This is a genomic window from Niastella vici, from assembly GCF_002077945.1.
Lineage (GTDB): Bacteria > Bacteroidota > Bacteroidia > Chitinophagales > Chitinophagaceae > Niastella > Niastella vici.
Window position 1 is genome coordinate 215,111 of sequence record NZ_LVYD01000124.1, and the last position, 23,005, is coordinate 238,115.

Genomic DNA, 23,005 nt, shown 5'->3' on the forward strand with positions numbered 1-23,005 from the left:
CTACATCATACGCCTTCCTGTAGCTGGATGAAATTTGCAGTATTATTGAAAATAGTATTATGATACAAAGGGATGGCGCCAATATCAGTCTTTGGCAAAACTCATCGGAAGCATTTACGCCCAGCCGGCAGGTTTCATTAGATCAGAACTATGATGTAGTGATCGCAGGCGGCGTCATTACCGGTGTAAGCACCGCCCTGTTATTACAACAGGCTGGTTTACGTTGCATCTTACTCGAAGCGCATACCCTGTGTTTTGGTACAACCGGCGGCACTACCGCCCACCTGAATACGTTGCTCGATACGCCCTATACAACCATCGCCAATAATTTCGGCAAGGAAAATGCGGCGCTGGTGCAGCAGGCCGTACGCAACGCCATCCATACAGTTAAAACCAATGTAACAACCTATAATATCAATTGTAATTTTGAAGAAGCAAGCGCCTTTTTGTTTTCACAGAATGAGGAACAAACCAAAGAGCTGGAATCAATTCACCACGCAGCGATCGATGCAGGCGTTACCTCGGCTCATACCGATACGATACCCGTACCGGTAAAATTCGACAAGGCGATAGAGGTAATGAACCAGGCAAAATTCCATCCGGTGCGCTATGTAATGGCATTGGCAAAAGCATTTGAAGAAGCCGGCGGCACCATTGTGCAACATTGCCGTGTAATGGATACCGACAATACAGACCCCCTGGTGGTAAAGACCGAAACGGGCGACCTGCACGCCAGCTGGCTCATCTATACTACGCATATTCCGCCCGGTGTGAACCTGCTGCATTTGCGTTGTGCGCCCTACCGTTCTTATGCTATGGCTGTTAAACTAACATCGGGCAGCTACCCCCGCGACCTCGCTTATGATATGTACGATCCCTATCATTATTACAGAACACAAATAATAGATGGAGAACCTTACCTCATCATAGGTGGTGAAGATCACAAAACAGCGCATGCAGAAAACACCAACGAACCCTTTCTGCGGTTGGAAAGTCATATTCGCTCGCATTTCGATGTACAGGACATTCCCTATCGCTGGTCATCGCAATATTTTGAACCGGCCGACGGCTTGCCTTATATCGGCCACCTGCCGGGCAATCCGGGAAAAATACTGGTAGCTACCGGCTTTGGCGGCAATGGTATTACCTATAGCAGCGTGGCTGCCCGCCTGTTGTCGGACATTGTTTTAAATAAAGAGAACCCATATATAAAATTGTTCAACCCCAACCGTATAAAACCGGTGGCCGGTTTTACCAATTTTGTAAAAGAGAATATCGATGTGGCAAAACAGTTGATAACGGGTTTCTTTACCAAAGAAAAGATCCATGAACTGGCCGATGTGGCGCCGGGTGAAGGCAAGGTGGTACAGGTTGATGGGCATACCCTGGCCCTGTATAAAGACGAATATGGTGAAGTGCATGCCCTGAACCCGCGTTGTACGCATTTGAAATGTACTGTAAGCTGGAGCCTCGCCGAAAAATGCTGGGAATGCCCCTGCCATGGCGCGCGGTACGATATCAATGGCAAGGTGCTCACAGGCCCCGCCGATATTGACCTTGAAAAGATCACGCTGTAAGCATGGCTGCATGTACCGCCCGCAGCACTTTATCGCGGGTGGCAAAATAGCCCCGTTCAATGGTATTATCGATCCAGCAGTGCACTTCCAGTTTTATGGCATCGCCATTATAATCTGTGTACAGCACCTCCGATTTATCATTCCTTACTTCGGGTATTTCTTCGAGCGCATGCTGAATACGGCGCTCCATGTCGTTCACGTTCGACTTTCCCGGCACGGTAAGCGTTACGTCTATCCGCCGTTTGCCACTCAATGAATAATTGGTGACCGGCTTTTGAAAAATTTCCTTGTTAGGCAGCATAATATGCAAACCATCGAAAGTTCGGATGGTGGTGGAGCGCAATTGAATTTCTTCCACAATGCCGGTAAACCCGTTCGTATCAATTATGTTGCCCACATCGAATGGTTTTCTGAAAATAATAAATACGCCCGAAATAAAATTGGCCGTGAGGTCCTGAAAAGCAAACCCCAATGCCAAACCGATGATGCCTGCCCCTGCCAGCATGGAAGCAATGGTTTTCTCCAAATGCAGCAATTGCAGACTGATAAAAAAACCGATCAACAATATCAGGATAAAAAATATACTGGAGAAAAGGCCGCTGATGGCTGCTTTATGGGAAATTTTCAGCAGCAACTTATACATAAGCTTTCGCAACAGCCGGGCTACCAAATAAAAGGTCACGGCTACCAGAATGGCCAGTACCAGGTTGGGTAACATTTTAACCAGGGTTGTTAACCAGGATTCTAATTTCTCTTTGATCAGGGCAATCCACTTTTCCATAACGGATACTATTTGATGCATACCTTTTTTCAGTCAAATCAATGCCACCGGGGCTCATTCGCCCATATCAGGCAACAGGCGCCCGTAATGAACCGTAATGGGGAAACCACACCCCATTTATCACAATCCCCACGATACCGCTTTCCTTTCTTTGTACATTTAAGAAAACAACCTTATGACCCGCCTGTTCTTCCTGCTGTCTTTATTTGCCACTACCACTGCCATGGCCCAAAAAGGCGCAACCATTTCATTTGAAAAATGGATAAGTCTGAAAGGCGCTTTTTCTCCATTAATATCGCCCGATGGCCGAACCATCGTGTATTCGGTGAATAGCACCGATTGGGCAAATAATTCCTACGATACGGAATTATGGATGAGCCGCGATGGTGAAACACCGGTACAGCTCACCCGCACGGTGAAAGGAAGCAGTTCGGCTCCCCGCTTTTCGCCCGATAGCCGCTTTGTGAGTTTTTTGGCCGACCGGGGCGACAAAACGCAATTGTTTATCATCTCCGTAATGGGTGGCGAAGCGTTGCCTGTTACAAAAGAAGAAGACGGCATTACAGCCTACGAATGGAACTGGGCCGGTGACAGGATCGCGGTGGTGAAAACGGAGCCCGACAGCAAACAGGATAAAACGCTTAAAGACCGGTATGGCGCTTTTGGCGTGGAAGGCGAGGAATACAAACACCGGCACCTATGGGTACTCAATTTTAATTATGATTCGGTGGTGATGGCCGGTCAGCTTCCCTGTTACGACACCAAAAAAGATTCAACGAAAAAGGATTCTGCCGCAATGGCTAATTCAAATTGTATTTCATTGCCAGCTGTTAAAAGGCTCACTGAGGGCAATTACACCGTTACCAATTTTGCCTGGAGCCCCGATGATAAGCAAATACTTTTTAATAAACAGGTGAACCCGCTGATACTTTCCTATACAACCTCTGACATCCTGTTGCTAACACTGGCTACCAAAAAGATCGATACCCTGGTAAGCAATCCCACCGCCGATGGCATCATCCGCTGGAGTCCCGACGGAAAGGCATTTGTTTATCAGAGCTCCCTTAATGACAGTATTTCAGATTATTATAAAAACAATCGATTGTTCATATATGATATGGCCACAAAAACCAGCCGCGAAATAGCCACCGATATCGATGAATACAAATCGGTGACCGACTGGAACAAGCAGGGCCTGTTCCTGAGCGCGCTGGAAAGAACCAAACAAAAACTGTTCATTGCTGATATTAAAACAGGCAAAACAAAAACAGTGGAGCTTCCCTATGATCTTATCAGCAGCGTGTCATTTAGCCGGAATACCGACAAAATTGCGCTAACCGCCCGCAATTACGCAGACCTTAACGAAGTATATGCCGGCACTTTCACCGGTATAATTAAACAGCCTTTGAAAAAGATCACCAGTTATACGGCGCAGATCGCCGGCTGGAATACGCCCGTGAATGAGCTCATTCAATGGAAAAGCAAGGACGATGCCCTTATTGAAGGCGTATTGATAAAACCGGCCAATTATAATGCGCAAAAGAAATATCCGTTGCTGGTGGTGATCCATGGTGGCCCAACCGGCATCGATATACCCGACCCCACGGCCACTTATGTTTACCCTATTATGCAATGGGTTGAAAAAGGTGCGCTTGTATTGCGGGTGAATTACCGCGGCAGCGCCGGCTATGGCGAAAAGTTCCGTTCCCTGAATGTGCGCAACCTTGGTGTGGGCGATATGTGGGATGTGGTGAGCGGGGTCGACTACCTGAACAGCAAGGGTATGATCGATACTTCAAGAATGGGCTGCATGGGCTGGAGCCAGGGTGGCTACATTTCTGCCTTTTTGACCACCAACACGCATATTTTTAAAGCCATTTCGGTAGGCGCAGGCATTTCGAACTGGGTCACCTACTACGTGAACACCGATATTACACCATTTACCCGCCAATATTTGCAAAATACGCCCTGGAACGACATGGACATCTACCGCAAGACCTCACCCATGACCAATATTAACCAGGCTACCACGCCAACACTTATTCAACATGGCGAATTGGATAAACGGGTGCCCATTCCAAACGCATATGAATTATACCGCGGACTGCAGGATAGAAAGGTGCCCAGCCGGCTGATCGTATACAAAGGATTTGGCCATGGCATTAACAAACCCAAAGAACGGCTGGCAGCTGTTTGGCATAACTGGCTATGGTTTAACAAATATGTTTTTGGCGAAAAAGAAGAGAACATTCCCGTTGAATAAGCGAACTGATTTGTTAAAATGATTGTTTCAAAAAATGGAGGTGATGCATTGATGCAGATAGCAATTTCAGGTTTGTGTAAAAATTAAATTTTAATGTGGGCAGTTGCATTACTATACCAGAAAAAATGATTAAATTAGGTTAAGCTGTTTAAACTACCGATTGCTTAGGAAGAAAGGATATGTTCTATCGCTTTCAGCATGAGGTTTTGTTAAGGCCATCATGGTACATGTGAAGTAGCATGTATGAGAACTTCTATCCCCTGCACCGGGCAATACATAAGCCCAACGCAAAACAGCAAATGACCGTATATGGGAAGAGGTGGATCGGCTATAACAATCTGCTTGCAGCCATAATTAAAACGACATCATTTAATTAAGGATATCATAAAAGAAGAACAGTTAGTATCAATAGCAAAACAGAATAGTTTGCCCGGCATAATTTTTGATCTTTTTACTTTGAAAGTATGCACATTTCGAGTGTGTTTGAAAAGTGGGGGAACGCATTACAACAACTCACAACAAGGCATCGGATCAACTGACGAATTAACGAATCACTATCACTACTTTTGTCCTCCGCCATTTTGAGAACCCATGCACGAATGCATAAGCAGCAATTCACAGATAAACGCTGTCTAATATTGTAGATGAATCATTGAATCATATTATCCTCTTTTTAGCTCCACCCTATTTAGCCGATAATATGCAGCAGAACCTTTTTAACACCGCTAACAGATCCGAAGAAAGACGAATTGTACAACACTGTATCCTATTTACTGTTTAGATCGGAGCATTAAGATATTAAGCCAGATTATACTTACGTATAAGACGACGACCTCTTTATTATTGTTTGTTTTTTTCGTAACTAAAAATTTAAGAGATATGAAAAAAGAACACACCTCCCTTTTCAGCAATCTCTTTGGTGCAAAGGGCAAACCCACAGAGTCAGAAAAATCAACACCCGTGGTTATCACTTCTTATTCTCAGCCGCATGTGCTGCAACAGAGAATGAAAGAAGAAAAACTGTCACATGGTGAAACAGTGACAGCTAACATTTCCCCGGTACGGTTGGAAAGCAATTTCGGCAAAATGGTACTCTATTTCTGCCCGATGCAATCAATCGAAATCGTTGAAAAGGTGAACGCCGGTGACGGAGGCAGCTTGCCGGCCGAAGCAATCGTTGATGGGCTTACAGTTCCAGGGAACTGCAAACCCGGCTTGTACACATTAAAAAATGTAACATTGTCCTCTAACGGAACCATGCAGGTTATAGCTACAGAAAATACCATGTGGGAAAGCGTTTAATACGCATGTAAAAGCTATAATAAATAGTGTGTCCAATGGAGTAAGTTTTTGATGTGAAGCCCTACAGGAGCAGGATGCAGGTACATTTTCGTCTTTGTAATCCCTCGTCTGCAAATGTTTCATGATTATCGATTCTGCCTCACCAAACAAATCGGAATACAAAACCTCCCGGCATGCCGGGAGGTTTTTTTGTTTAAATGATGGTCAGCTGCACCCTATCATTAAATATTGAACCCGCCATCCATCGTCAGCGAAGCGCCCGTCATCATCCAGCTGGCTTCACTGGCCAGGTAAACCACCAGTTCGGCTATATCTGCCGGTTTGCCATATTTCGGAATGGCCATGGCATTGCGCAATGCATCGGCATGCGCACTGTTGGCCGGGTTCATATCAGTATCTATCGGTCCCGGGTTAACCATATTCACCGTTACACCTTTAGGTCCCAGGTCTCGCGCCAGCCCTTTTGTTAAACCGGTTAACGCCGATTTGCTCATGGCATACAAACTGCCGGTAGCAAAAGCAACGCGTTCTGCCATATTACTGCCAATGGTAATAATGCGCCCGCCTGCCTGCATATATTGTGCAGCTTTTTGCGAAGCCAGGAATACAGCGCGAATGTTCACCGCAATGGTATTGTCAATATCCTGCAGCGTATAATCGGCCAGTGGTTTGCCTATATAAATGCCGGCATTATTTACCAGGATGTCGATGCGGCCAAATTGGGCGATTGTTTTTTCAATAGCGTCATTGATGGCATCGGGCGAAGCATTGTCAACGGGTATCGCCAATGCCCGCCGCCCTAATTGCTCAATGTCATCAGTTACCTGTTTTGCCCGGGCGGCCGAATTTACATAAGTGATCACTACATCGGCGCCTGCTGATGCCACACGTTTAGCGATACCTGCTCCTATGCCGCGGCTTCCACCCGTAATAAATACAACTTTGTTTTGTAATTGGTTCATCGTTAACATTTTTATTGCTTGCAAAACTATTGGCCGTACTGTAAATTTGCCGGTACATATAATGGTGTTAGGTACTATCAAAAATGTAAGTAATGCGAAAAGAGAATTCCACCAATACGCTCAATAAACAAAATCTTGAAAAGGAATGTGGCATGTCGTATGCGCTCACCACGATTGGGGGAAGATGGAAACCCGCTATTTTATGGCGGCTGTGCAAAGGCAAAATGCGTTACAGCGAATTGCGCGATGCTATTCCCAACGTTACCGAACGGATGTTGGTACTACAATTACGTGAAATGGAAAAGGACGGTCTCATAAAACGGATCGTATATGCCGAAGTACCGCCCCGTGTTGAATATGAAATGACCGTCAAGGGTAATTCACTGAGACCCATACTGAAGAGCCTTTCAGACTGGGGCGATGAGAACAGATTGTGATCTTGCACATTATTTTTTGTAATAGTGTTGCAAATTTCTATACTTTTGTAACCGATGACAGGTAACCGCATCATAACAAAGCTTACTACCCTCCTTCTTATCCTGGTGTTCAGCCAGAAGATGGGTGTAGGCCTGTATCTGCATAACTGGTTACACACGCCACAACAACACAGCACGTCATCAAAGCCGCTTTCAGGCCAGGAAATACAGTTCGCCTGCGGTTGTATCAATGATTTCAACCTGCCGTTCACAGAGACTACCGTGCCTTCAATTGAGGTGCCGGTAACTACTGTAATAAGGCCCTACACCACTCCTGTGTTTTCCATCCCGGCTGTATTCAAATACTTTCACTCCCTGCGCGCGCCACCCGCTTTCAGCTAAATGAAGAATGAAAAATGAAGAATGAGATAGTAAAGGCCAGGGTGTCTTTATTATTCAGCATTCACCATTGACCATTCACCATTCACGATTATCATCCCCTGGAAACGATCTTATCAACCAGCTTTATCCAGACAATGCCTTTGCGGGCTCTTCAAACCTATTCATTTATGAGATTAATAAATGCGTTACTCACATTTATATTCAGTATAATTAGTTTAATTACCTATAGTCAGAATAATTTTGGCCCCAGCGAAAAACATGCATCGGCAACAACCGGCAATACCCCCGGCGTACTAACGGGCAAAATAACCGATGCCAAAACTGGCGAAGCTTTGCCCGGCGCCAGCATTTACCTGCACGACCTCAAAAAAGGAACTATCTCAAACGATAAAGGTCAGTATCGCATTGCCAATCTGAATGCCGGCAAATACCTGATCGAGATAACATACCGGGGTTATTCAACCATTATAGAAACAGTTGTCGTCAATGGCGATACCCAAAAAGATTTTGCTTTGAAGGAAGCAGTGGTAGAAAATGAAGAGGTTACGGTTACCGGTGTATCTTCCGCCACCCGCATCAGGCAATCGCCCCAACCGGTTGAGGTGTTGAAAAAAGAACAGTTGTTCAATGTATCGGCCACCAATGCCATCGACGCCCTGGCCAAAACAGTGCCCGGTGTAAATGGCCTTTCAACCGGCCCCGCCATTTCAAAACCCTTTATCCGCGGTCTTGGTTATAATCGCGTGGTCACCATCAACGACGGCATTCGCCAGGAAGGGCAACAATGGGGCGATGAACATGGGATTGAGATCGATGATTACAGCATTCAGCGCGTGGAAGTATTAAAAGGCCCCGCCTCCTTAATGTATGGCAGCGATGCGCTGGCCGGTGTTATAAACATCATCACCCAACGCCCCGTGGCCGACGGGCATATAACCGCCAATGTATTGAGCGAATACCAAACCAATAATGCACTGCGCGGGTTTTATGGCGACGTAGCCGGAACAAAGAATGGCTTCAGCTTTAATGCCTATGGCTCTTATAAAGGAGCCCAAGATTACAGGAACAAATACGATGGCCGCGTGTTCAACTCAAAATTCTATAACCAGAATTTCGGCGGCATGCTGGGTTACAGCGGCGCCTGGGGTTACAGCCATATAATGGTCAGCAATTTTGATCAGCATATTGGCATGGTTGAAGGTGATCGCGACAGCGCCACCGGCGCTTTTGTGAAAGCATTGCCCGGCGGTACCCAAAGCATTGCCGGTAATGACGATTTCAAAAAGATAACGCCGGAAATTCCCTGGCAGCACATCCGCCATTTTAAAGTAGCCACCGACAACAACTTTGCCCTCGGAAAAGGCAACATGGATGTTACACTGGGTTATCAGCAAAACCAGCGGCAGGAATTTGGAAATGCCGATGAAGCCAATACGCCCAATGCCTGGTTCAGTTTAAAGACCATCAATTATGCGGTGCGCTGGCACCTGCCTGCTACCCAAAACTGGAAAACAACCATTGGCATTACGGGTATGTCGCAAAACAATACCAATAAAGCGGAGGAAGTGATCATTCCCGATTACGACCTGTTCGATATCGGTGGTTTTGTGTTCACCCATTACCAAAAAAATAAATTATCACTCAACGGCGGTATCCGCTTTGATAGCCGTCATGTGAACGGCAAACCGATGACCGTCGACAACGACCTTAAGTTTACCGGTTTCACCCGTAATTTCTCGAATATATCGGGCAGTGTGGGTCTCAGTTATGCAGCCAGCGACCTCGTTACGCTGAAATTCAATGTGGCCCGGGGTTTCAGAGCGCCCAACCTCGCCGAGCTCGCCAGCAATGGCGCGCATGAAGGTACCAACCGCTATGAAGTGGGCGCCAATGACCTGAAGTCAGAGACCAGCCTGCAGGTAGATGGTGGTTTTGACTTGAACTCGGAACACGTATCGCTGGAAACAAGCCTGTTTTATAACCATATCAGCAACTTTATCTTTTATGAAAAATTATCGAACAACGCCGCCGCCGATTCTATTCTCACCGATCCCGATACCGGCAATGAGCTGAACGTTTATCATTTCGATCAGCGCAACGCTAATTTATATGGCGCCGAGCTGGCCCTCGACATTCACCCCCACCCGCTCGACTGGTTGCATTTCAGAAATGCATTTTCGTATACCCGCGCTCAGTTCACTTCAGCAGTAGACGGCACTAAAAATATTCCCTCTATCCCCGCTGCGCGGTTGTTCACCGACCTGGCAGTGAATTTTCTTCCTAAGGGAAAAACACTTCGTAACCTGCACCTGAACCTTGAAAGTGATTACACCTTTCAACAGGACCATCCTTTCACCGGGTTTGCTACCGAAACCGCCACACCCGGCTACTGGCTCATCAATACAGGCATCGGTGGCGATTTTGTGAACCATGGAAAAACCCTGTTCAGCCTGCGCTTTACGGCGTACAACCTGGGCGATGTAGCTTATCAAAATCATTTAAGCCGGTTAAAATATACAGCAGTGAATAATGTAACCGGCAGGGCCGGCGTGTTTAACATGGGCAGGAATTTTGGTTTCAAACTGAATATTCCGCTCGATTTTAACTGGTAGGGTTTCCGGTTACCAGTTGCCAGTTACCAGGCCTGATTTTCAGTATGCTCAACAATAATCAACATGCTTTTGATTTGAGCCCCGGTTACTGGCATCCGGTAACTGGTAACTGCAGTTGATGAACTGAATTCCCGGTGGTACCGCCGGGGTTTCTTTTTTGCAATTACCTTTGAGGCCATACAACCAATTCTATGGGCAAACGATCAACCAGCGCATTACCCGAAATTCCGCAGTATGCTTTAAAAGGCTTCCGGTCATTGCACCGGAAAGAAGATGATACCTCAGATTTCGGGTACAACCGGCTCGATGCGATCAATCCCGTTGAAGGTTTTGAACTGTATTCAAGCCGGGGATTAAAACCCTCGCTGGGCCCGCTGAAATCAGCTTTTTACCGCATCAGCATCACCATCAGCGGTTCTGTGGATATACAAATAGGGCTGCAACATTTTAAACACCAGCCGCGCACCGTAAGCTTTACCTGGCCCAACCAGGTTTTCTCAAAAAGCAATATCAAAGCCGATACATTCGGTTATTACCTGTTGTTCAATGAAGATTTTTTGCGCGAGCTCATTCCTGCCGTCAACATCCCAACAGAATTCCCCTTTTTCGATTATGCCGGTGTTCCCTTTTTTCAGCTCTCGCCCGATGAAATTGTACGGGCCGAAGAATTTCTGCTGAAAATGAATGAAGAACTGAAACTCAACCGGCCCGGCAGGGAAAAAGCCATCCGGCTTTATCTTTACCTGCTATTACTGGAAGCCAAAAGAAGTTATGAACGCCAGCAATTGCATGTGCCAGCCAATGCTACCGACAATGTATACCTGGTATCGCAATTTCAAAAACTGGTGAGCCGCGATTTTTTATCAAAAAGAAAGGTCACCGATTATGCCAGCGTGCTCGCAGTAAGCGCCAATCACCTGAACCGAACCGTTAAGGAAGTGACTGGTAAAACCGCTTCTGAATCCATTGCCGAAATGCTGTTGCAGGAAGCTAAAGCCGTGTTGAAATATACCGGGGCCACCATAGCTGAAATTTCTTACCAACTCAACTTCAGTGAACCGGCCGCCTTTAACCGCTTCTTCAAAAAAATGACCGGCGAACCACCCCTTGCCTGGCGAAAGAATGCATTGGGTCAATAGAATGCATGATTGGGTCAATGAGGAATACCCGCCACCGCGTGAAATTTGTTCTCACAAAAACAGAACAATATGAACGCAGCATTCGAAAACAAAAAAGTAATTGTAATAGGCGGCTCATCAGGCATTGGACTGGCAACCGCACAGCTATTGGCCAACAGCAGGGCATTGGTAACCGTTACCGGAAGAGATGAAAACAAACTAAAAGCCGTTCATCAAACAACCGGTATACAAACCCAGGCAGTTGATAGCAGCGATCGCACCGCGCTGGATGCGTTTTTCAGCACCATAGGTAAATTCGATCACCTGGTGATCTCGGTAAGCGGCTCAAAAGGCATGGGCAATTTTGCCAGCCTGCCCCTGCAGGAATTAAGGGCCGGCTTTGAAGGAAAATTCTGGCCCCAGCTCAATACTTTACAGGCCGCCCTGCCCTACCTGAACGAAAATGGAAGCATCGTGCTCATTACCGCCATTTCATCGGTGGCGCAAAAACCCGGCACATCGGGACTGGCAGCTATTAATGGCGCCCTTGAATTAATGGTTCCGGTGCTGGCCCAGGAATTAAAACCACTTCGCATCAATGCTGTTTCGCCCGGTGTGGTTGATACCCCCTGGTGGAACTTTGTGCCTGAGGAAGCCAAACAGGAAACCTTCAAACAATTTACCGCACATATTCCTGCCGGCCGTGCGGCAAAAGCGACAGAGATCGCCGATGCAGTGGTGTTCGCCCTGGGTAATAATTACATGACGGGCTCAGTGATCCATTGTGATGGGGGCTTCAGTTTGTAAATTAATCGTTATGACTTCATATGACATTTAAAAGACCGTATCAGGTAACATGAACTAACGGAATAAATGTCAACCTGTTGAATATACAATTCCCATTTAATGAAAAAGAAGGATGGCATAATGCTTGTAATGAAGGGGAACAATTTTATTGATCATATACATTTTTTTCGAAAAACGCAGAGATAGGAATGATTTTAGTGGAATAAACGCTAATCCAGAAATACCCCAGAAAACGTTCACCAGGTGACTGAAATTATTTCCCGATTTATATTGGCGACCTTTTCCTGACATCATTGGTTTCTAAAGGCGCTGTGTACCACCCATAAGAAGCAGTTCCCTCTTTGAAGTTGATGTTATATACATTGTATATACTGTGCGTATGCACGGAACGAAGCTTTTTTTGTTTTTAGTTCAGAAATACACTTTGAAAAACCATGGATTGGTTTTTTGCTATACATATAAAATGCCTGCTGCCATTTGGCAAACCATTTTTCATGTTTAACAAGGAACCCGTTTTAATTCCCCTGCTGTGGTGGGGCAATTAAAATAATGGACTATCCAAATTCCCGGGAAGAACCCGCCAATGTCTATGATCACTAATAAAGAGGCATCCGCCAGCTGGCCGGGCGCCTCTTTTTATTTTCGCAAAAAGATGTAATATTTGCAGGATCAGGGCTTTAAACAGACGTGAGTCGGGCTTTGTGCAGGGATCATTCATATGGCCATCGAAAAAATATAAAACCGTTTAGATGAAGAAAAAGAAAACCGTCCCGCGAGACCGCGGTGCTGCCCAAAGCAGTCCTAAACCGGTTGCCCCATCACCAGCGGCCGCTCCTTCCGGAAAGCAGGCTTCCCCCGCCACAACCACTGGTTTTAAGTCGTTTATATTATTTGTAGCAGCCATTATTTCACTGCTTATCTTTTTTGGGTTGGAACCGAATAAACTCTGGCTCAATCAACGCATTATACCTTACTGGGATGATTTTAAGGAACAAAAGCTGAACCTCGACCTCGAAGAGCGCAAACTGGCCCGCTACCAAACCGATTACCTGTTCGCCAAAAACGTTACCGGCTTTTTTGAAAAAAGAGGCTCGGCCGGTAAAGTGCTGGTACTGCTACCACCCACCGATTACTTCAAAGCCCATAATCTGGACATTCACGTGCCCGAACCAGCCGTATTTTATTATTTCACCGGCTTAAAGACCATTTGGCCCAATAGTGCCGAGGCGTCTAAAGCCAACTGGTTCATTTCAGTTAAAAATGGCGGACTGGTTTTCGACAGTGTTAGCAACAAACAGATCTTACTCGACACGATCGCAGCATTTAACAAATTCAAAACTTCCTTATGAGCGGCATAATGATCATTATTCTTTTTACGATCATTCAGTTTATTGCAGGCTTTGGGCTCCTTAACCTGTTCAATATACAATTGAAACCCGGCCTGCTTATTTCACTGGCCATCTTACTGGGTGTAATGGTTTTTTCAATTATGCCCTTTCTTTTGCAGCTGGCGTATATCCCACTCACATCAACTAACGTATTCATTTCTATAATTGTAGCTTGTGTTCTTTTAAATATTAAGTTTAAATCGGGTATTGCCCGCCTGCAGCAATTGAAGGCCACTATGCGATTCAAACTGAAAATTTATGAAATACCCTATTTAGTAATGATCATCTTTATTGTGTTTGTAAGCGCCTGGCGCTGCTTCTACTTCCCCCCTACTCCACGCGACCTTACCTCGGGGGCCGAAGTGATCGCAGAATACGCCATTCGCGAAAAAACCATGATCAACTCCGTATTCAGTGTTAACCTCGAAACCACCAACAACGTATTCAAATCGCCGTTCATTACCTGTTTGCAGATCATTTATAAATATGCCGGGTTCGAATTTGGGCAGGTTTGGTTAAGCACCATCGTTACCTGTTTTTTGATCTTTTTATACCAGGCGCTTACACTTACCGTACATCGCCTGTTCGCCGGACTGCTGGTATTGTTCTTTATGGCCATACCCGAAATGTTCGCCTACACCTTTATGGTGTTGTTCGACTATGCAAATGCCGCGTATTTCTGTTTGTCGGTCTGGTTCCTGTACCAGTTCTTCCAGAACCAGCAACGCAATTACCTGGCCTTTGCCGGGTTGCTGATGGCCTTTGCCACTTACATCCGCTCCGAAACGCTGATCCTTGGTTGTATGATGGCGCCCGCCATAGTATGGTACCACTGGAAAAATAAAACGGGTATGGTAAAAGGCCTTATCAGCAGTGCCTGGTTTGTGGTACCCTCGGTATTATCGTATATCATTTCTGTTACCATATACATCAACAAGTACCTGCCGGTAAAATATAATATCCAGAGCCTGGTGAATAAGAACCTGGGCGATCTGTCGCCCCTGTTCGACCGGTTTACTGATATCAACAGCAAACTCATCTTCAGTGACATGGGGGTTGGCTATTATGGTTATTTCATTTACTTCTTCCTGTTACTGTTGCTGCTTGAACTGGTCATCAAACGCCAGCTTACACCCGCCACCCGTAATTGGTTATACGCCGTGCTGGTGATCTATATCGGGTTCCCTGTAATGGCATATTTATTACCATTGCTCGATCTGAACAATTCAACCAAAAGAGGCTTGTTCAAGATCTTCCCGCTGATGTTATTGTATATGGCGAATAACAGCCTGCTGGTTAGCTGGTCGCAAAAGATCATGAAGTGGGAGACGAAATAAATAGACAAACAAAAAATTATATGCAACAAAAATGGTCCGCCGCAGCGGACCATTTTTTATTTTACTTACCTAAGCCTTTAAATAATTTAAATTTCGCAATGCCCGCTTTTTGAAGAAAGTACTGCATACTCACCCGCAGTACGCCCAACCCGTATATGGAACTGCGTTTGAAGTTGATGGAAGAAGCTTCATCAAAGTACTTCGTGGGACAGGTTATTTCGGCTATTTCATAGCCTTTGAAAAAGATCTGGCCCAACAGCTCATTATCGAATACGAAATCGTCGGAGTTGTCATTGAAAGGAATTGACAGCAACACATCTTTATGATAAGCGCGGTAACCGGTATGGTACTCACTCAGCTTCTGGTTCATCAAAATGTTTTGCGTCATGGTGAGCATGCGGTTGAAGATGTATTTGTACAATGGCATGCCGCCTTTCCGCGCGCCCTTGCCCAAAATGCGCGACCCCAGCACAACCGGGTACACTTTATTGGCAATCAGCGAAACCATGGGGGTAATTAAAGCAGGCGTATATTGATAATCGGGGTGCAGCATTACTATGATATCGGCGCCGATCTCGAGGGCCTTATTATAGCAGGATTTCTGGTTGCCGCCATAACCCTTGTTCTTTTCGTGCCTGATAATATGTTGAATACCAATTTCGCGGGCTACAGATATGGTATCGTCTTTACTGGCGTCATCAACGAGGATCACCTCATCCACAACCGATCTGTCGATTTCATCATAGGTTGGCCGGAGCGTTTTGGCTGCATTATACGCGGGCAGCACTACTACTACTTTTTGTCCTTTGATCATACTTATATACAATCTAACAAATATAAAAGGAAACCCCGAACCGGGATAATTCGGCGCAATAATATAACAATTACCTCATTTTAATTTGAAAATCTCTAATGATTTTGGGCCGAAAGCTCCGATTCAAGGGAAACGGCCACCGAGCTTTTCAGCAGGGCATTCCCTACCCCGCAATCGAGGCATTTTTTGGGGTCGCAATAGCGGCTTTTCAATTCCAGTAAGGCCTGCGAATCGCAGGCGCTTTTGTTAACGATCCCCAATTCGGTATACCCATGGGTAATGGCATTGGTTTCGGGTTCCAGCTCATCGAGCCAGTTCAACGCCCTGTTCTTGTATTGCTCTTCATTGTGCAACAGGCCGTAGGCGAACAGCATGGGTACTACGGTGTTGATGATAATGGTGTCAATCATCTGGTTGCCCAGCTTTTTAGGCCGGTGAACCGATTGTTTGTGGAAAGTATAATGATGGTCCCAGAATTCGCTGGCCGTTACAGCCAGCCATTTTTTTACGTCGCCGAGGTCGGTAGTGTCTTTGATAAACGCGAACAAATGGCTTGAACCGTGTATAAGCATGGCCAGCTGCGCCAGCCTTACAGTTGGAAAATTTACAGGGCGGGTGCGCAGGAAATGCACTGCCTGCCTTACCGGTTCCAGCTGATACTTCGTTTTTAAATGCCCGTATTCTTTTTGCAACATAAGGGGGTAGGCCGAATCGAATTCGCCTTCCAGTAAACCGCACTGGCCAAACAGCAGGGCTTCCAGCACCGGCAATTGATTTTTGTACCGCGCCAGCAGGGTTACAGGCAGGCTTCTGGCCAGGGCCTCGAAGGGTTCAAAATTCAATACGGCACCGAAGTTGCGGGCAAGCAGCCACCAGAAGGTTTCTTCCCAATGCTGGGCCGTTTGCAACAGGAACGAGAAAACGGCTGACGATTTGCGTTGCATCCGTTCGGCCAGCAGCCGCTCGCGCCAGGAAATCCAGATAATACGCGATACCTCCTGCATCTGGGTTCCACAGGCAATAAAACCGGCATTGTTCATCCAGTGTTCATACTGGCTCAACAACAACCCAGGTACTTTTGACTGTAAGGAGAAAACGGGTATGCGGTTATCCATATGGGGCAGGTCGTTCTCCCACACTACATGCAACACCACGTTGTCGTAGTTGCGGTCGAACTGATGGGCATGCCTGAACCAGTCGCTGGTTTTTAAATGCAACTCAACATGCCCCACCCACAAAGTATTTTCTATTTTGATCTTGGCTTCCAGAAAATCGGGGCCCTGATTGGTATTATAGCGCCCGGGGTGAATGACCTGGAAAACATCACCATTATCCAGGATCAACGCTTCTTTATTAAAATACTGGAATTGCCAGAGGTATTGTAATAGCCTTTCTGTCATAGTAATACAAATAAATTACACCACAATCAGCGACCACACCGATGCTACTATGAAAGCGGCCTTAAACAGTAAGAAAAAAAACAATCAGTAATCAACTGATTCACTACTATGCAGAGCGGAAGAAGATGCCTTAATTCCTCCTAAAGCTAACGCACATTTCCTATATTTCAAATTATTTATATCAACCGGCCCAGTTCACTTACCACCCGGCTAACGGGCAGGCCCATTACATTGTAGAAATCGCCCTGTATTGATTTAATGCCCACCACACCGATCCATTCCTGTATGGCATAGGCGCCGGCCTTGTCGTAGGGTTGATATTTATCAACATAAAACGCGATCTGCTCCGCAGTAAGCGGGTGAAACCAAACGTCGGTGGTATCGGCAAACGCGATCTCCTGTTCCCCTTTCAACAGCACCACGCCGGTTATTACCTGGTGTTTGTTGCCCGAAAGGCGGGCCAGTATATCCAGTGCATCGGCGCGGTCCTTTGGTTTACCAATGATCGTATTACCCAGTACCACTATTGTATCGGCAGCAATGATAATGTTGGTATCATGATGCAGTGTTTCATACTTCTTTCTAACCGCGATCCCTTTTTCGCGGGCAATATGCACCGGTACTTCGGGTACCGGCATCCCGGGCGGAAAGCTTTCATCGGTCGATTGTACCATGATCTCAAAGGGGATCTCGGCCCATTCAAGCAATTGCTTGCGACGGGGCGATTGGGAAGCCAGGATGATACGGGTGCCGTTCATGTTATGCGTAAAGTTTAAAGAACAACATCGATAAAATGCCGCTCAGCATCACCAGTTTTAACCAGGTGCTTATAGTATGAAAATGGGCCGGACTAACGGCTTTAAAGAGTTTCCGGAAAAGTAATAATAAAGGTAAAATGATCAGGAATGCGCTGTATGCAGCCGCCCACCACCATTTGAATGGCAGTATATAGGCCAGCATTATAATAAGGGCAGTGATCAAAACAATGAGCCAGGTGGCCGTGAATACTTTCGATACATTAATGCCCCATACTATTGGCATGGTACGGCAGCCATAACGGGCATCGCCGGCAATATCTTCCATATCTTTCACCACTTCCCTGATGAGCGAAGTAATAAAGGCAAAACCGGCATACAGGAAGGTAAGCCGCATCAGTTTTGATGCATTTACTCCTGCATACATATCGGGTCTTTTAAACACAACATAATGCGTAATAAAGCCAATCACCAGTATTGTCCAGGCCGTCAGCAATGAAATGATCACATTGCCGCTCAATAATTTCTTTTTGAAGGTGGTGCTGTAAAACCAAAGGGCGCCCACACAGCCAATATTGGCGGGTATCAACCACCAGGCCCGGGTTTTCCAGGCTACATAAGCGCTGCACAAAACACCAAGGCTGCTCAACACCAGGTGCCAGATGATGGCCCAGCGGCGCTTGATGATCTTTTCCACCACCAGCTTACTGGGTTTGTTCACCAGGTCAATGTTCAGGTCAAAATAATCATTGATGATATAACCGGCCGCTGCAATAAGCACCGAGGCGGCAATGAGGGTAATAAACACAGGCAATGCAAGTACCGGTGGCACCTGTGCGCGTTGCAACACAGGGTTAACAATACAATACTGAAACAGCAATTGGGTAACGGCAATGAACAGCAGGTTCACTGAACGTATTAAGCGTAAAAATGCTGCCAGTAACTTCATGAAATACAATTTCGGGATTTCGGGATATCTGGATTTTGAGAATTCTGGATTTAGAGATTTTGAGATTTTAGCGAATCCTGCATTAGAATAAATCGCAAAATCCCTAAATCTAAAAATCAGAAATCATTTACTAGCTATATCAGTATGCAACTCCCACTTATTATTCAACTTCAACACCTTCTCTATCACCTCACGCACGCAACCCATACCGCCCGGCAATGAGGAAATATATTTGGCTATCTGTTTTATTTCCATGGCTGCATCGGCAGGCGCGCAGGGCATCCCTACCTGCTGCATTACCTCATAATCAGGAATATCATCGCCCATGAACAGTACTTCGCTCCATGCAAGGTTATGCTGTTGTACGTATTCGGTCAATTTGCCTTTTTTATCGGTCACCTGCATAAACACATCGTTTATGCCCAACCGGTTCAGGCGCTGGGTAACGGCATCGCTTGCCCCACCCGAGATCACGGCCACCCTGAATCCCTTTTTAACGGCCAGTTGAAGCGCAAACCCGTCTTTAATATTCATGCGGCGCACAAACTGTCCGTCATCAAAAACAAACAGCGTACCATCAGTCAGTACGCCGTCTACATCAAAGACGAAGGTGGTGACCTGCTTAAATTGATCTAAAATATTCATACTCATTAGATGGGTGCAAAAATAAGCGGAAAATCCATCTTATACCAGTGGTGGAACGTTATGCCTGAAAATAAAAAACCGTCCTGTTGTCAGAACGGTTTTATTATATATACAATGACTGTTGTTACTGATTTTTGTTTACGTTGGCGTACACCAGGTTGGTTTGTGTAACCATATCATTCAACACATTGGTAGCCTCGTCGAGGTAAGGATCGTTACGCAGGTTCTTTAACCAGGTCTTGTAACGTTCCAGCTTGGCATTATCACCACCAGCTTCAATGCGTTTCATGTCTTCTGACAACGGTTCCACATTCAATTCATGTGGCAATTTGTTCTGTTGCTCTATCTGTTTGGCGATCGCCTTGTTCTTTTTCTGTTCTTCCTGGTATTTCTTCAGGCTTAACGAAACCATTTTATCGCTTTGTTTGGCCAGCCATTCTGCATTGTTGTGAATGGTGGTGAACAGGGCGTTTGATTTAATACGCTCGGCACTGGCTTTTCTGATGGGGTTCAGGTCGAGGCCGTATTTCCAGCGGTTGTAATCAGCTTTTTGAATTTCATCCCAGGCCAATGCATCCGGATTGTCTTTCTCCCTGATCTTGGTATACTCAAAAATATCGGGGATGTTTACATCACTGGCTACGCCGCGTAATTGGGTTGAACCGCCATTGATGCGATAGAATTTTTGCAATGTAAGCTTGATGGTTCCCAGTTCGCTGTTGGGGTCAAGGAAACCCATTGTTTTATCTAACCCGATGTTACGTTGTACAGTACCCTTACCGTAGGTAGAAGTGCTGCCGATGATAACACCGCGGTCGTAGTCCTGAATGGCGGCGGCAAAGATCTCAGATGCCGAAGCGCTGAATTCATTCACCATTACTGCCAGCGGACCATCATATAAAACTGCTTTATCGCGATCGTAGTAAACCTGCGGTTTGCCTTCGCGGTCTTTTACCTGAACAATGGGACCACCTTCAATGAAGAGGCCAACCATTTGCACTACATCATACAGCGAACCACCGCCATTGTTGCGCAGGTCCATAACGATGCCATCAACTTTTTGTTCTTTCAACTTGATGATCTCTTTGCGTACGTCTTCTGAGCAACGGGCGCCTTTTGGATTATCGAAGTCGGCATAGAACTCAGGCAGGTAAATAAAGCCGAGTTTGCCTTTGGGTGTATTGATCACCGCACTGCGGGCGAAAGTTTCATCCTGAACGATCTCATCGCGGATCAGGGTAACTGCTTTAACCGAACCGTCGGTTTTTCTGAGGGTGAGGCGAACTTCTGTTCCTTTTTTGCCACGGATCAGTTTCACCGCATCCTGAACATTGTAACCGGTAAGGTCAACAGGTTCTGCAGGTCCCTGGGCTACTTTGATGATGGCGTCGCCAATGGAAATTTCACCCGATTTAAGGGCCGGGCTTCCTGGCAGTACCGAACCGATCTTGATATTGCCGTCTTCTTCGCGTAAAGAAGCGCCAATGCCATAGAAACGGCCGCTCATTTCTTCATCAAAATACCGTTTATCAACTGGCGGCATAAACGTAGTGTGGGGGTCCATCGATTCGGTGATGGTCTTTACAAACTCGTTAAACCGGTCGTCATCGCTTACTTTCAATTTCAGGCGATCGTAATTCCTGTTCAATATTTTCAGCACCCGGTCACGGGCTTCCTGTTCTAACTGCTCATCAGTTTTTACTACAAAGTTTTCCTTGCCTTTATTCTTTTCCCGGTCTTCGAGCAGGTCATAATAACGCTCCAGCGCCATGTATTTTAACCGTTTGCGCCAGGCTTCCTTGCGGTCTGCCTCTGTTTTGGGGTAATCGAGCTTATCATCATTCAGGTTCGCTGTTTCATCCTTTGTAAAATCAAAGGGTTTCGACAGTATGTCCTTATAGATCTCTTCTGTTTCGGGTAAACGTTTTTTATAGATCTCTGTAACGGCCGGTACAAACTGAACTGGCCCGCCAAGGATCTCATCATCGATCTTGGTCTCGTATTTTTTCAATTGCTGAATATCCGATTGCAGCAGCACATTCTTTTGATCGTCGATCTTTTCGCCAAGGTATTTCTTAAAGATCTCTTTTGAAAAGTTATCGTCGATCTTTTTAGGGCTGTAATGGATCTCGGCAAGCATTTCCCCCACATTATGAAGTATCTTTTCATATTTCGTAGGGGGATTACCATTACCCAATCCAAACCCCAGCGACTTGAACGCCAGGATCAACCCTGCACCAAATAAAAGCAAGACAATGGGTAAATTTTTTCGTTGTAGCATAATATTTAAAACTTTTGGCATCAATTCAAAAATAACGATAAAATTTATGGGATGTTGCACTAATGTTATAATTAACAACCCATTTTGATGAATGGTTTTTAGAAAGATTTTTTACTAAAACATTTTTTTCCCTACATTTGCAGCCTGAACACGGAGGTTGTAGCTCAGTTGGTTAGAGCGCTAGATTGTGGTTCTAGAGGTCGAGGGTTCGAAACCCTTCATCCTCCCTCAGATATCTCCCCGAAGGTAAACTTCGGGGTTTTTTATTGGCTGAATTTGAGGGTATTTCCCTGGCATAATATACGGTTTTTTATTTAAAAAGGTTTTATGAACTGGTGGCTATTGATCATTATCCCGTTTCTTTCGGCATTTACTGGCTGGGCAGGCAATTGGCTACTTATTAAACTATTGTTCCATCCCCAAAAACCCCTACGCCTCCCTGGTTTTACCATTCAGGGTATTTATCCCAAACGGCAAAAACAGCTGGCCGCTCAACTAAGCGCATTGGTTAGCAGGGAATTGCTGTCGTTCAGCGACCTCGAAGCAAAGATCACCAGCCCCGATAGTTTCAGTAAAATAAAGCCCACTGTAGAAGAGCATGTAGACGATTTTCTGCGTAATAAGTTGAAAGAGGCCTTCCCGATGATCGGCATGCTGATCGGCGACAGAACTATAAATACCCTCAAAGAGATCTTTATGAATGAACTGGAGACCCTTTTTCCGGTCATCATGAAAGCATACATGCAAAACCTGCAAAAGGACCTCAATCTCGATAAACTCATCAGCGATAAGATCACGTCTTTAACGCCCTCAACACTCGAAGCTGCCTTGTACGCGAATATGGGAAAAGAATTAGCCCAGGCGCGGCTGGTGGGTTTGGTGCTGGGTTTGTTGGTAGGTTTAATACAGGTGGGGATTATCATCTTGTTCCAATAAATTCGAAGTAAGAAGTAAGAGATAAGAAGTAAGAAATACCCGATAACAGGGAACTTTAAACTGGAAACTGAGAACTGGAAACTGAGAACTGGAAACCGTAAACCGGTAACCAATTATCGGCATCTCCGAAATTAAACCTCTTCCTGCTTCTGCCCACCGGAATCTGAAAACTATCAACTGTGAACCCAAAATCCGTGAACGCCCCCCACCGTTCATCACAAATAATCCCCCCTTCACAAGTTCTACGGCAATTTTGCGTC

19 protein-coding genes and 1 tRNA gene are annotated in these 23,005 nt (G+C 45.7%); 12 read left to right on the forward strand and 8 right to left on the reverse strand.

The features are described from left to right. The first annotated feature begins 59 nt into the window (after positions 1 to 59). Positions 60 to 1,577: an FAD-dependent oxidoreductase gene (locus tag A3860_RS38400; protein ID WP_081155899.1), complete on the forward strand. Its 1,518-nt coding sequence runs from the start codon at positions 60 to 62 to the stop codon at positions 1,575 to 1,577. Here the strand turns inward: A3860_RS38400 and A3860_RS38405 are convergent. Then, on the reverse strand, positions 1,567 to 2,358 hold the full coding sequence (locus tag A3860_RS38405) for a mechanosensitive ion channel family protein (RefSeq protein WP_081155900.1): 792 nt from the start codon (positions 2,356 to 2,358) through the stop codon (positions 1,567 to 1,569). The genes A3860_RS38400 and A3860_RS38405 overlap by 11 nt on opposite strands. Before the next feature lie 175 nt (positions 2,359 to 2,533). On the opposite strand from A3860_RS38405, the gene A3860_RS38410 reads away from it, so the two are divergent. Beyond that, positions 2,534 to 4,621: a S9 family peptidase gene (locus A3860_RS38410; RefSeq protein ID WP_081155901.1), complete on the forward strand. Its 2,088-nt coding sequence runs from the start codon at positions 2,534 to 2,536 to the stop codon at positions 4,619 to 4,621. 879 nt (positions 4,622 to 5,500) lie between these two features. After that, positions 5,501 to 5,923 carry a hypothetical protein gene (locus A3860_RS38415; RefSeq protein WP_081155902.1) on the forward strand — a complete coding sequence of 141 codons (423 nt, stop codon included), beginning with the start codon at positions 5,501 to 5,503 and terminating at the stop codon, positions 5,921 to 5,923. Positions 5,924 to 6,144: 221 nt separating this feature from the next. Here A3860_RS38415 and A3860_RS38420 read toward each other — a convergent pair whose 3' ends face one another. Further along, positions 6,145 to 6,885 carry an SDR family NAD(P)-dependent oxidoreductase gene (locus A3860_RS38420; protein WP_216823613.1) on the reverse strand — a complete coding sequence of 247 codons (741 nt, stop codon included), beginning with the start codon at positions 6,883 to 6,885 and terminating at the stop codon, positions 6,145 to 6,147. A gap of 92 nt (positions 6,886 to 6,977) precedes the next feature. Between A3860_RS38420 and A3860_RS38425 the strand changes: the two genes are divergently transcribed. The 7 genes from A3860_RS38425 to A3860_RS38455 all read left to right on the forward strand — a co-directional run bounded on the left by A3860_RS38425 (position 6,978) and on the right by A3860_RS38455 (position 14,965). Further along, entirely contained in the window at positions 6,978 to 7,322 is a 345-nt protein-coding gene (locus tag A3860_RS38425) for a winged helix-turn-helix transcriptional regulator (protein WP_081155904.1), read from the forward strand. Positions 7,323 to 7,376: 54 nt separating this feature from the next. After that, positions 7,377 to 7,703, forward strand: coding sequence for a hypothetical protein (locus A3860_RS38430; RefSeq protein WP_081155905.1), 327 nt, complete (start codon positions 7,377 to 7,379; stop codon positions 7,701 to 7,703). A 167-nt stretch (positions 7,704 to 7,870) separates the two neighbouring features. After that, positions 7,871 to 10,315 carry a TonB-dependent receptor gene (locus tag A3860_RS38435; RefSeq protein WP_081155906.1) on the forward strand — a complete coding sequence of 815 codons (2,445 nt, stop codon included), beginning with the start codon at positions 7,871 to 7,873 and terminating at the stop codon, positions 10,313 to 10,315. A 191-nt stretch (positions 10,316 to 10,506) separates the two neighbouring features. Then, positions 10,507 to 11,454 (forward strand): helix-turn-helix domain-containing protein, encoded by a 948-nt coding sequence (locus A3860_RS38440; protein ID WP_081155907.1) that lies wholly within the window; start codon positions 10,507 to 10,509, stop codon positions 11,452 to 11,454. Positions 11,455 to 11,523: 69 nt separating this feature from the next. Continuing rightward, positions 11,524 to 12,240 (forward strand): SDR family oxidoreductase, encoded by a 717-nt coding sequence (locus A3860_RS38445; protein WP_081155908.1) that lies wholly within the window; start codon positions 11,524 to 11,526, stop codon positions 12,238 to 12,240. A gap of 749 nt (positions 12,241 to 12,989) precedes the next feature. Continuing rightward, complete coding sequence (locus A3860_RS38450; RefSeq protein ID WP_081155909.1) at positions 12,990 to 13,589, forward strand: hypothetical protein; 600 nt, start codon at positions 12,990 to 12,992, stop codon at positions 13,587 to 13,589. Further along, complete coding sequence (locus A3860_RS38455) at positions 13,586 to 14,965, forward strand: hypothetical protein (RefSeq protein ID WP_081155910.1); 1,380 nt, start codon at positions 13,586 to 13,588, stop codon at positions 14,963 to 14,965. Before A3860_RS38450 ends, A3860_RS38455 begins: the two co-directional genes overlap by 4 nt. 61 nt (positions 14,966 to 15,026) lie before the next feature. On the opposite strand, the gene A3860_RS38460 is transcribed toward A3860_RS38455, so the two are convergent. The 6 genes from A3860_RS38460 to A3860_RS38485 all read right to left on the reverse strand — a co-directional run bounded on the left by A3860_RS38460 (position 15,027) and on the right by A3860_RS38485 (position 21,809). Beyond that, the gene (locus A3860_RS38460) at positions 15,027 to 15,779 is read right to left on the reverse strand and encodes a glycosyltransferase family 2 protein (RefSeq protein ID WP_081155911.1); all 753 of its coding nucleotides are present in this window, start codon (positions 15,777 to 15,779) and stop codon (positions 15,027 to 15,029) included. Positions 15,780 to 15,874: 95 nt separating this feature from the next. Next, on the reverse strand, positions 15,875 to 17,179 hold the full coding sequence (locus A3860_RS38465; RefSeq protein WP_081155912.1) for a DUF2851 family protein: 1,305 nt from the start codon (positions 17,177 to 17,179) through the stop codon (positions 15,875 to 15,877). A 176-nt stretch (positions 17,180 to 17,355) separates the two neighbouring features. Next, positions 17,356 to 17,937: a Maf family protein gene (locus tag A3860_RS38470; protein WP_081155913.1), complete on the reverse strand. Its 582-nt coding sequence runs from the start codon at positions 17,935 to 17,937 to the stop codon at positions 17,356 to 17,358. A gap of 1 nt (position 17,938) precedes the next feature. After that, positions 17,939 to 18,883, reverse strand: a complete 945-nt coding sequence (locus A3860_RS38475) for a geranylgeranylglycerol-phosphate geranylgeranyltransferase (RefSeq protein ID WP_081155914.1) — start codon at positions 18,881 to 18,883, stop codon at positions 17,939 to 17,941. Between the two features lie 123 nt (positions 18,884 to 19,006). After that, positions 19,007 to 19,528, reverse strand: a complete 522-nt coding sequence (locus A3860_RS38480) for a KdsC family phosphatase (RefSeq protein WP_081156266.1) — start codon at positions 19,526 to 19,528, stop codon at positions 19,007 to 19,009. Between the two features lie 124 nt (positions 19,529 to 19,652). Further along, positions 19,653 to 21,809 (reverse strand): carboxy terminal-processing peptidase, encoded by a 2,157-nt coding sequence (locus A3860_RS38485; RefSeq protein ID WP_081156267.1) that lies wholly within the window; start codon positions 21,807 to 21,809, stop codon positions 19,653 to 19,655. 153 nt (positions 21,810 to 21,962) lie between these two features. On the opposite strand from A3860_RS38485, the gene A3860_RS38490 reads away from it, so the two are divergent. Together A3860_RS38490 and A3860_RS38495 are read left to right on the forward strand one after the other, a co-directional pair. Beyond that, positions 21,963 to 22,036 (forward strand) — tRNA-His (locus A3860_RS38490). 100 nt (positions 22,037 to 22,136) lie between these two features. Beyond that, entirely contained in the window at positions 22,137 to 22,745 is a 609-nt protein-coding gene (locus tag A3860_RS38495) for a DUF445 domain-containing protein (protein ID WP_081155915.1), read from the forward strand. Positions 22,746 to 23,005 lie beyond the last annotated feature (260 nt).

Excerpts from the sequence above, each read along its gene's own strand:
- A3860_RS38400 (WP_081155899.1), top strand. The coding sequence starts at position 60 with ATGATACAAAGGGATGGCGCCAATATCAGTCTTTGGCAAAACTCATCG.
- A3860_RS38405 (WP_081155900.1), bottom strand. The coding sequence starts at position 2,358 with ATGGAAAAGTGGATTGCCCTGATCAAAGAGAAATTAGAATCCTGGTTA.
- A3860_RS38410 (WP_081155901.1), top strand. The coding sequence starts at position 2,534 with ATGACCCGCCTGTTCTTCCTGCTGTCTTTATTTGCCACTACCACTGCC.
- A3860_RS38415 (WP_081155902.1), top strand. The coding sequence starts at position 5,501 with ATGAAAAAAGAACACACCTCCCTTTTCAGCAATCTCTTTGGTGCAAAG.
- A3860_RS38420 (WP_216823613.1), bottom strand. The coding sequence starts at position 6,885 with ATGAACCAATTACAAAACAAAGTTGTATTTATTACGGGTGGAAGCCGC.
- A3860_RS38425 (WP_081155904.1), top strand. The coding sequence starts at position 6,978 with ATGCGAAAAGAGAATTCCACCAATACGCTCAATAAACAAAATCTTGAA.
- A3860_RS38430 (WP_081155905.1), top strand. The coding sequence starts at position 7,377 with ATGACAGGTAACCGCATCATAACAAAGCTTACTACCCTCCTTCTTATC.
- A3860_RS38435 (WP_081155906.1), top strand. The coding sequence starts at position 7,871 with ATGAGATTAATAAATGCGTTACTCACATTTATATTCAGTATAATTAGT.
- A3860_RS38440 (WP_081155907.1), top strand. The coding sequence starts at position 10,507 with ATGGGCAAACGATCAACCAGCGCATTACCCGAAATTCCGCAGTATGCT.
- A3860_RS38445 (WP_081155908.1), top strand. The coding sequence starts at position 11,524 with ATGAACGCAGCATTCGAAAACAAAAAAGTAATTGTAATAGGCGGCTCA.
- A3860_RS38450 (WP_081155909.1), top strand. The coding sequence starts at position 12,990 with ATGAAGAAAAAGAAAACCGTCCCGCGAGACCGCGGTGCTGCCCAAAGC.
- A3860_RS38455 (WP_081155910.1), top strand. The coding sequence starts at position 13,586 with ATGAGCGGCATAATGATCATTATTCTTTTTACGATCATTCAGTTTATT.
- A3860_RS38460 (WP_081155911.1), bottom strand. The coding sequence starts at position 15,779 with ATGATCAAAGGACAAAAAGTAGTAGTAGTGCTGCCCGCGTATAATGCA.
- A3860_RS38465 (WP_081155912.1), bottom strand. The coding sequence starts at position 17,179 with ATGACAGAAAGGCTATTACAATACCTCTGGCAATTCCAGTATTTTAAT.
- A3860_RS38470 (WP_081155913.1), bottom strand. The coding sequence starts at position 17,937 with ATGAACGGCACCCGTATCATCCTGGCTTCCCAATCGCCCCGTCGCAAG.
- A3860_RS38475 (WP_081155914.1), bottom strand. The coding sequence starts at position 18,883 with ATGAAGTTACTGGCAGCATTTTTACGCTTAATACGTTCAGTGAACCTG.
- A3860_RS38480 (WP_081156266.1), bottom strand. The coding sequence starts at position 19,528 with ATGAATATTTTAGATCAATTTAAGCAGGTCACCACCTTCGTCTTTGAT.
- A3860_RS38485 (WP_081156267.1), bottom strand. The coding sequence starts at position 21,809 with ATGCTACAACGAAAAAATTTACCCATTGTCTTGCTTTTATTTGGTGCA.
- A3860_RS38495 (WP_081155915.1), top strand. The coding sequence starts at position 22,137 with ATGAACTGGTGGCTATTGATCATTATCCCGTTTCTTTCGGCATTTACT.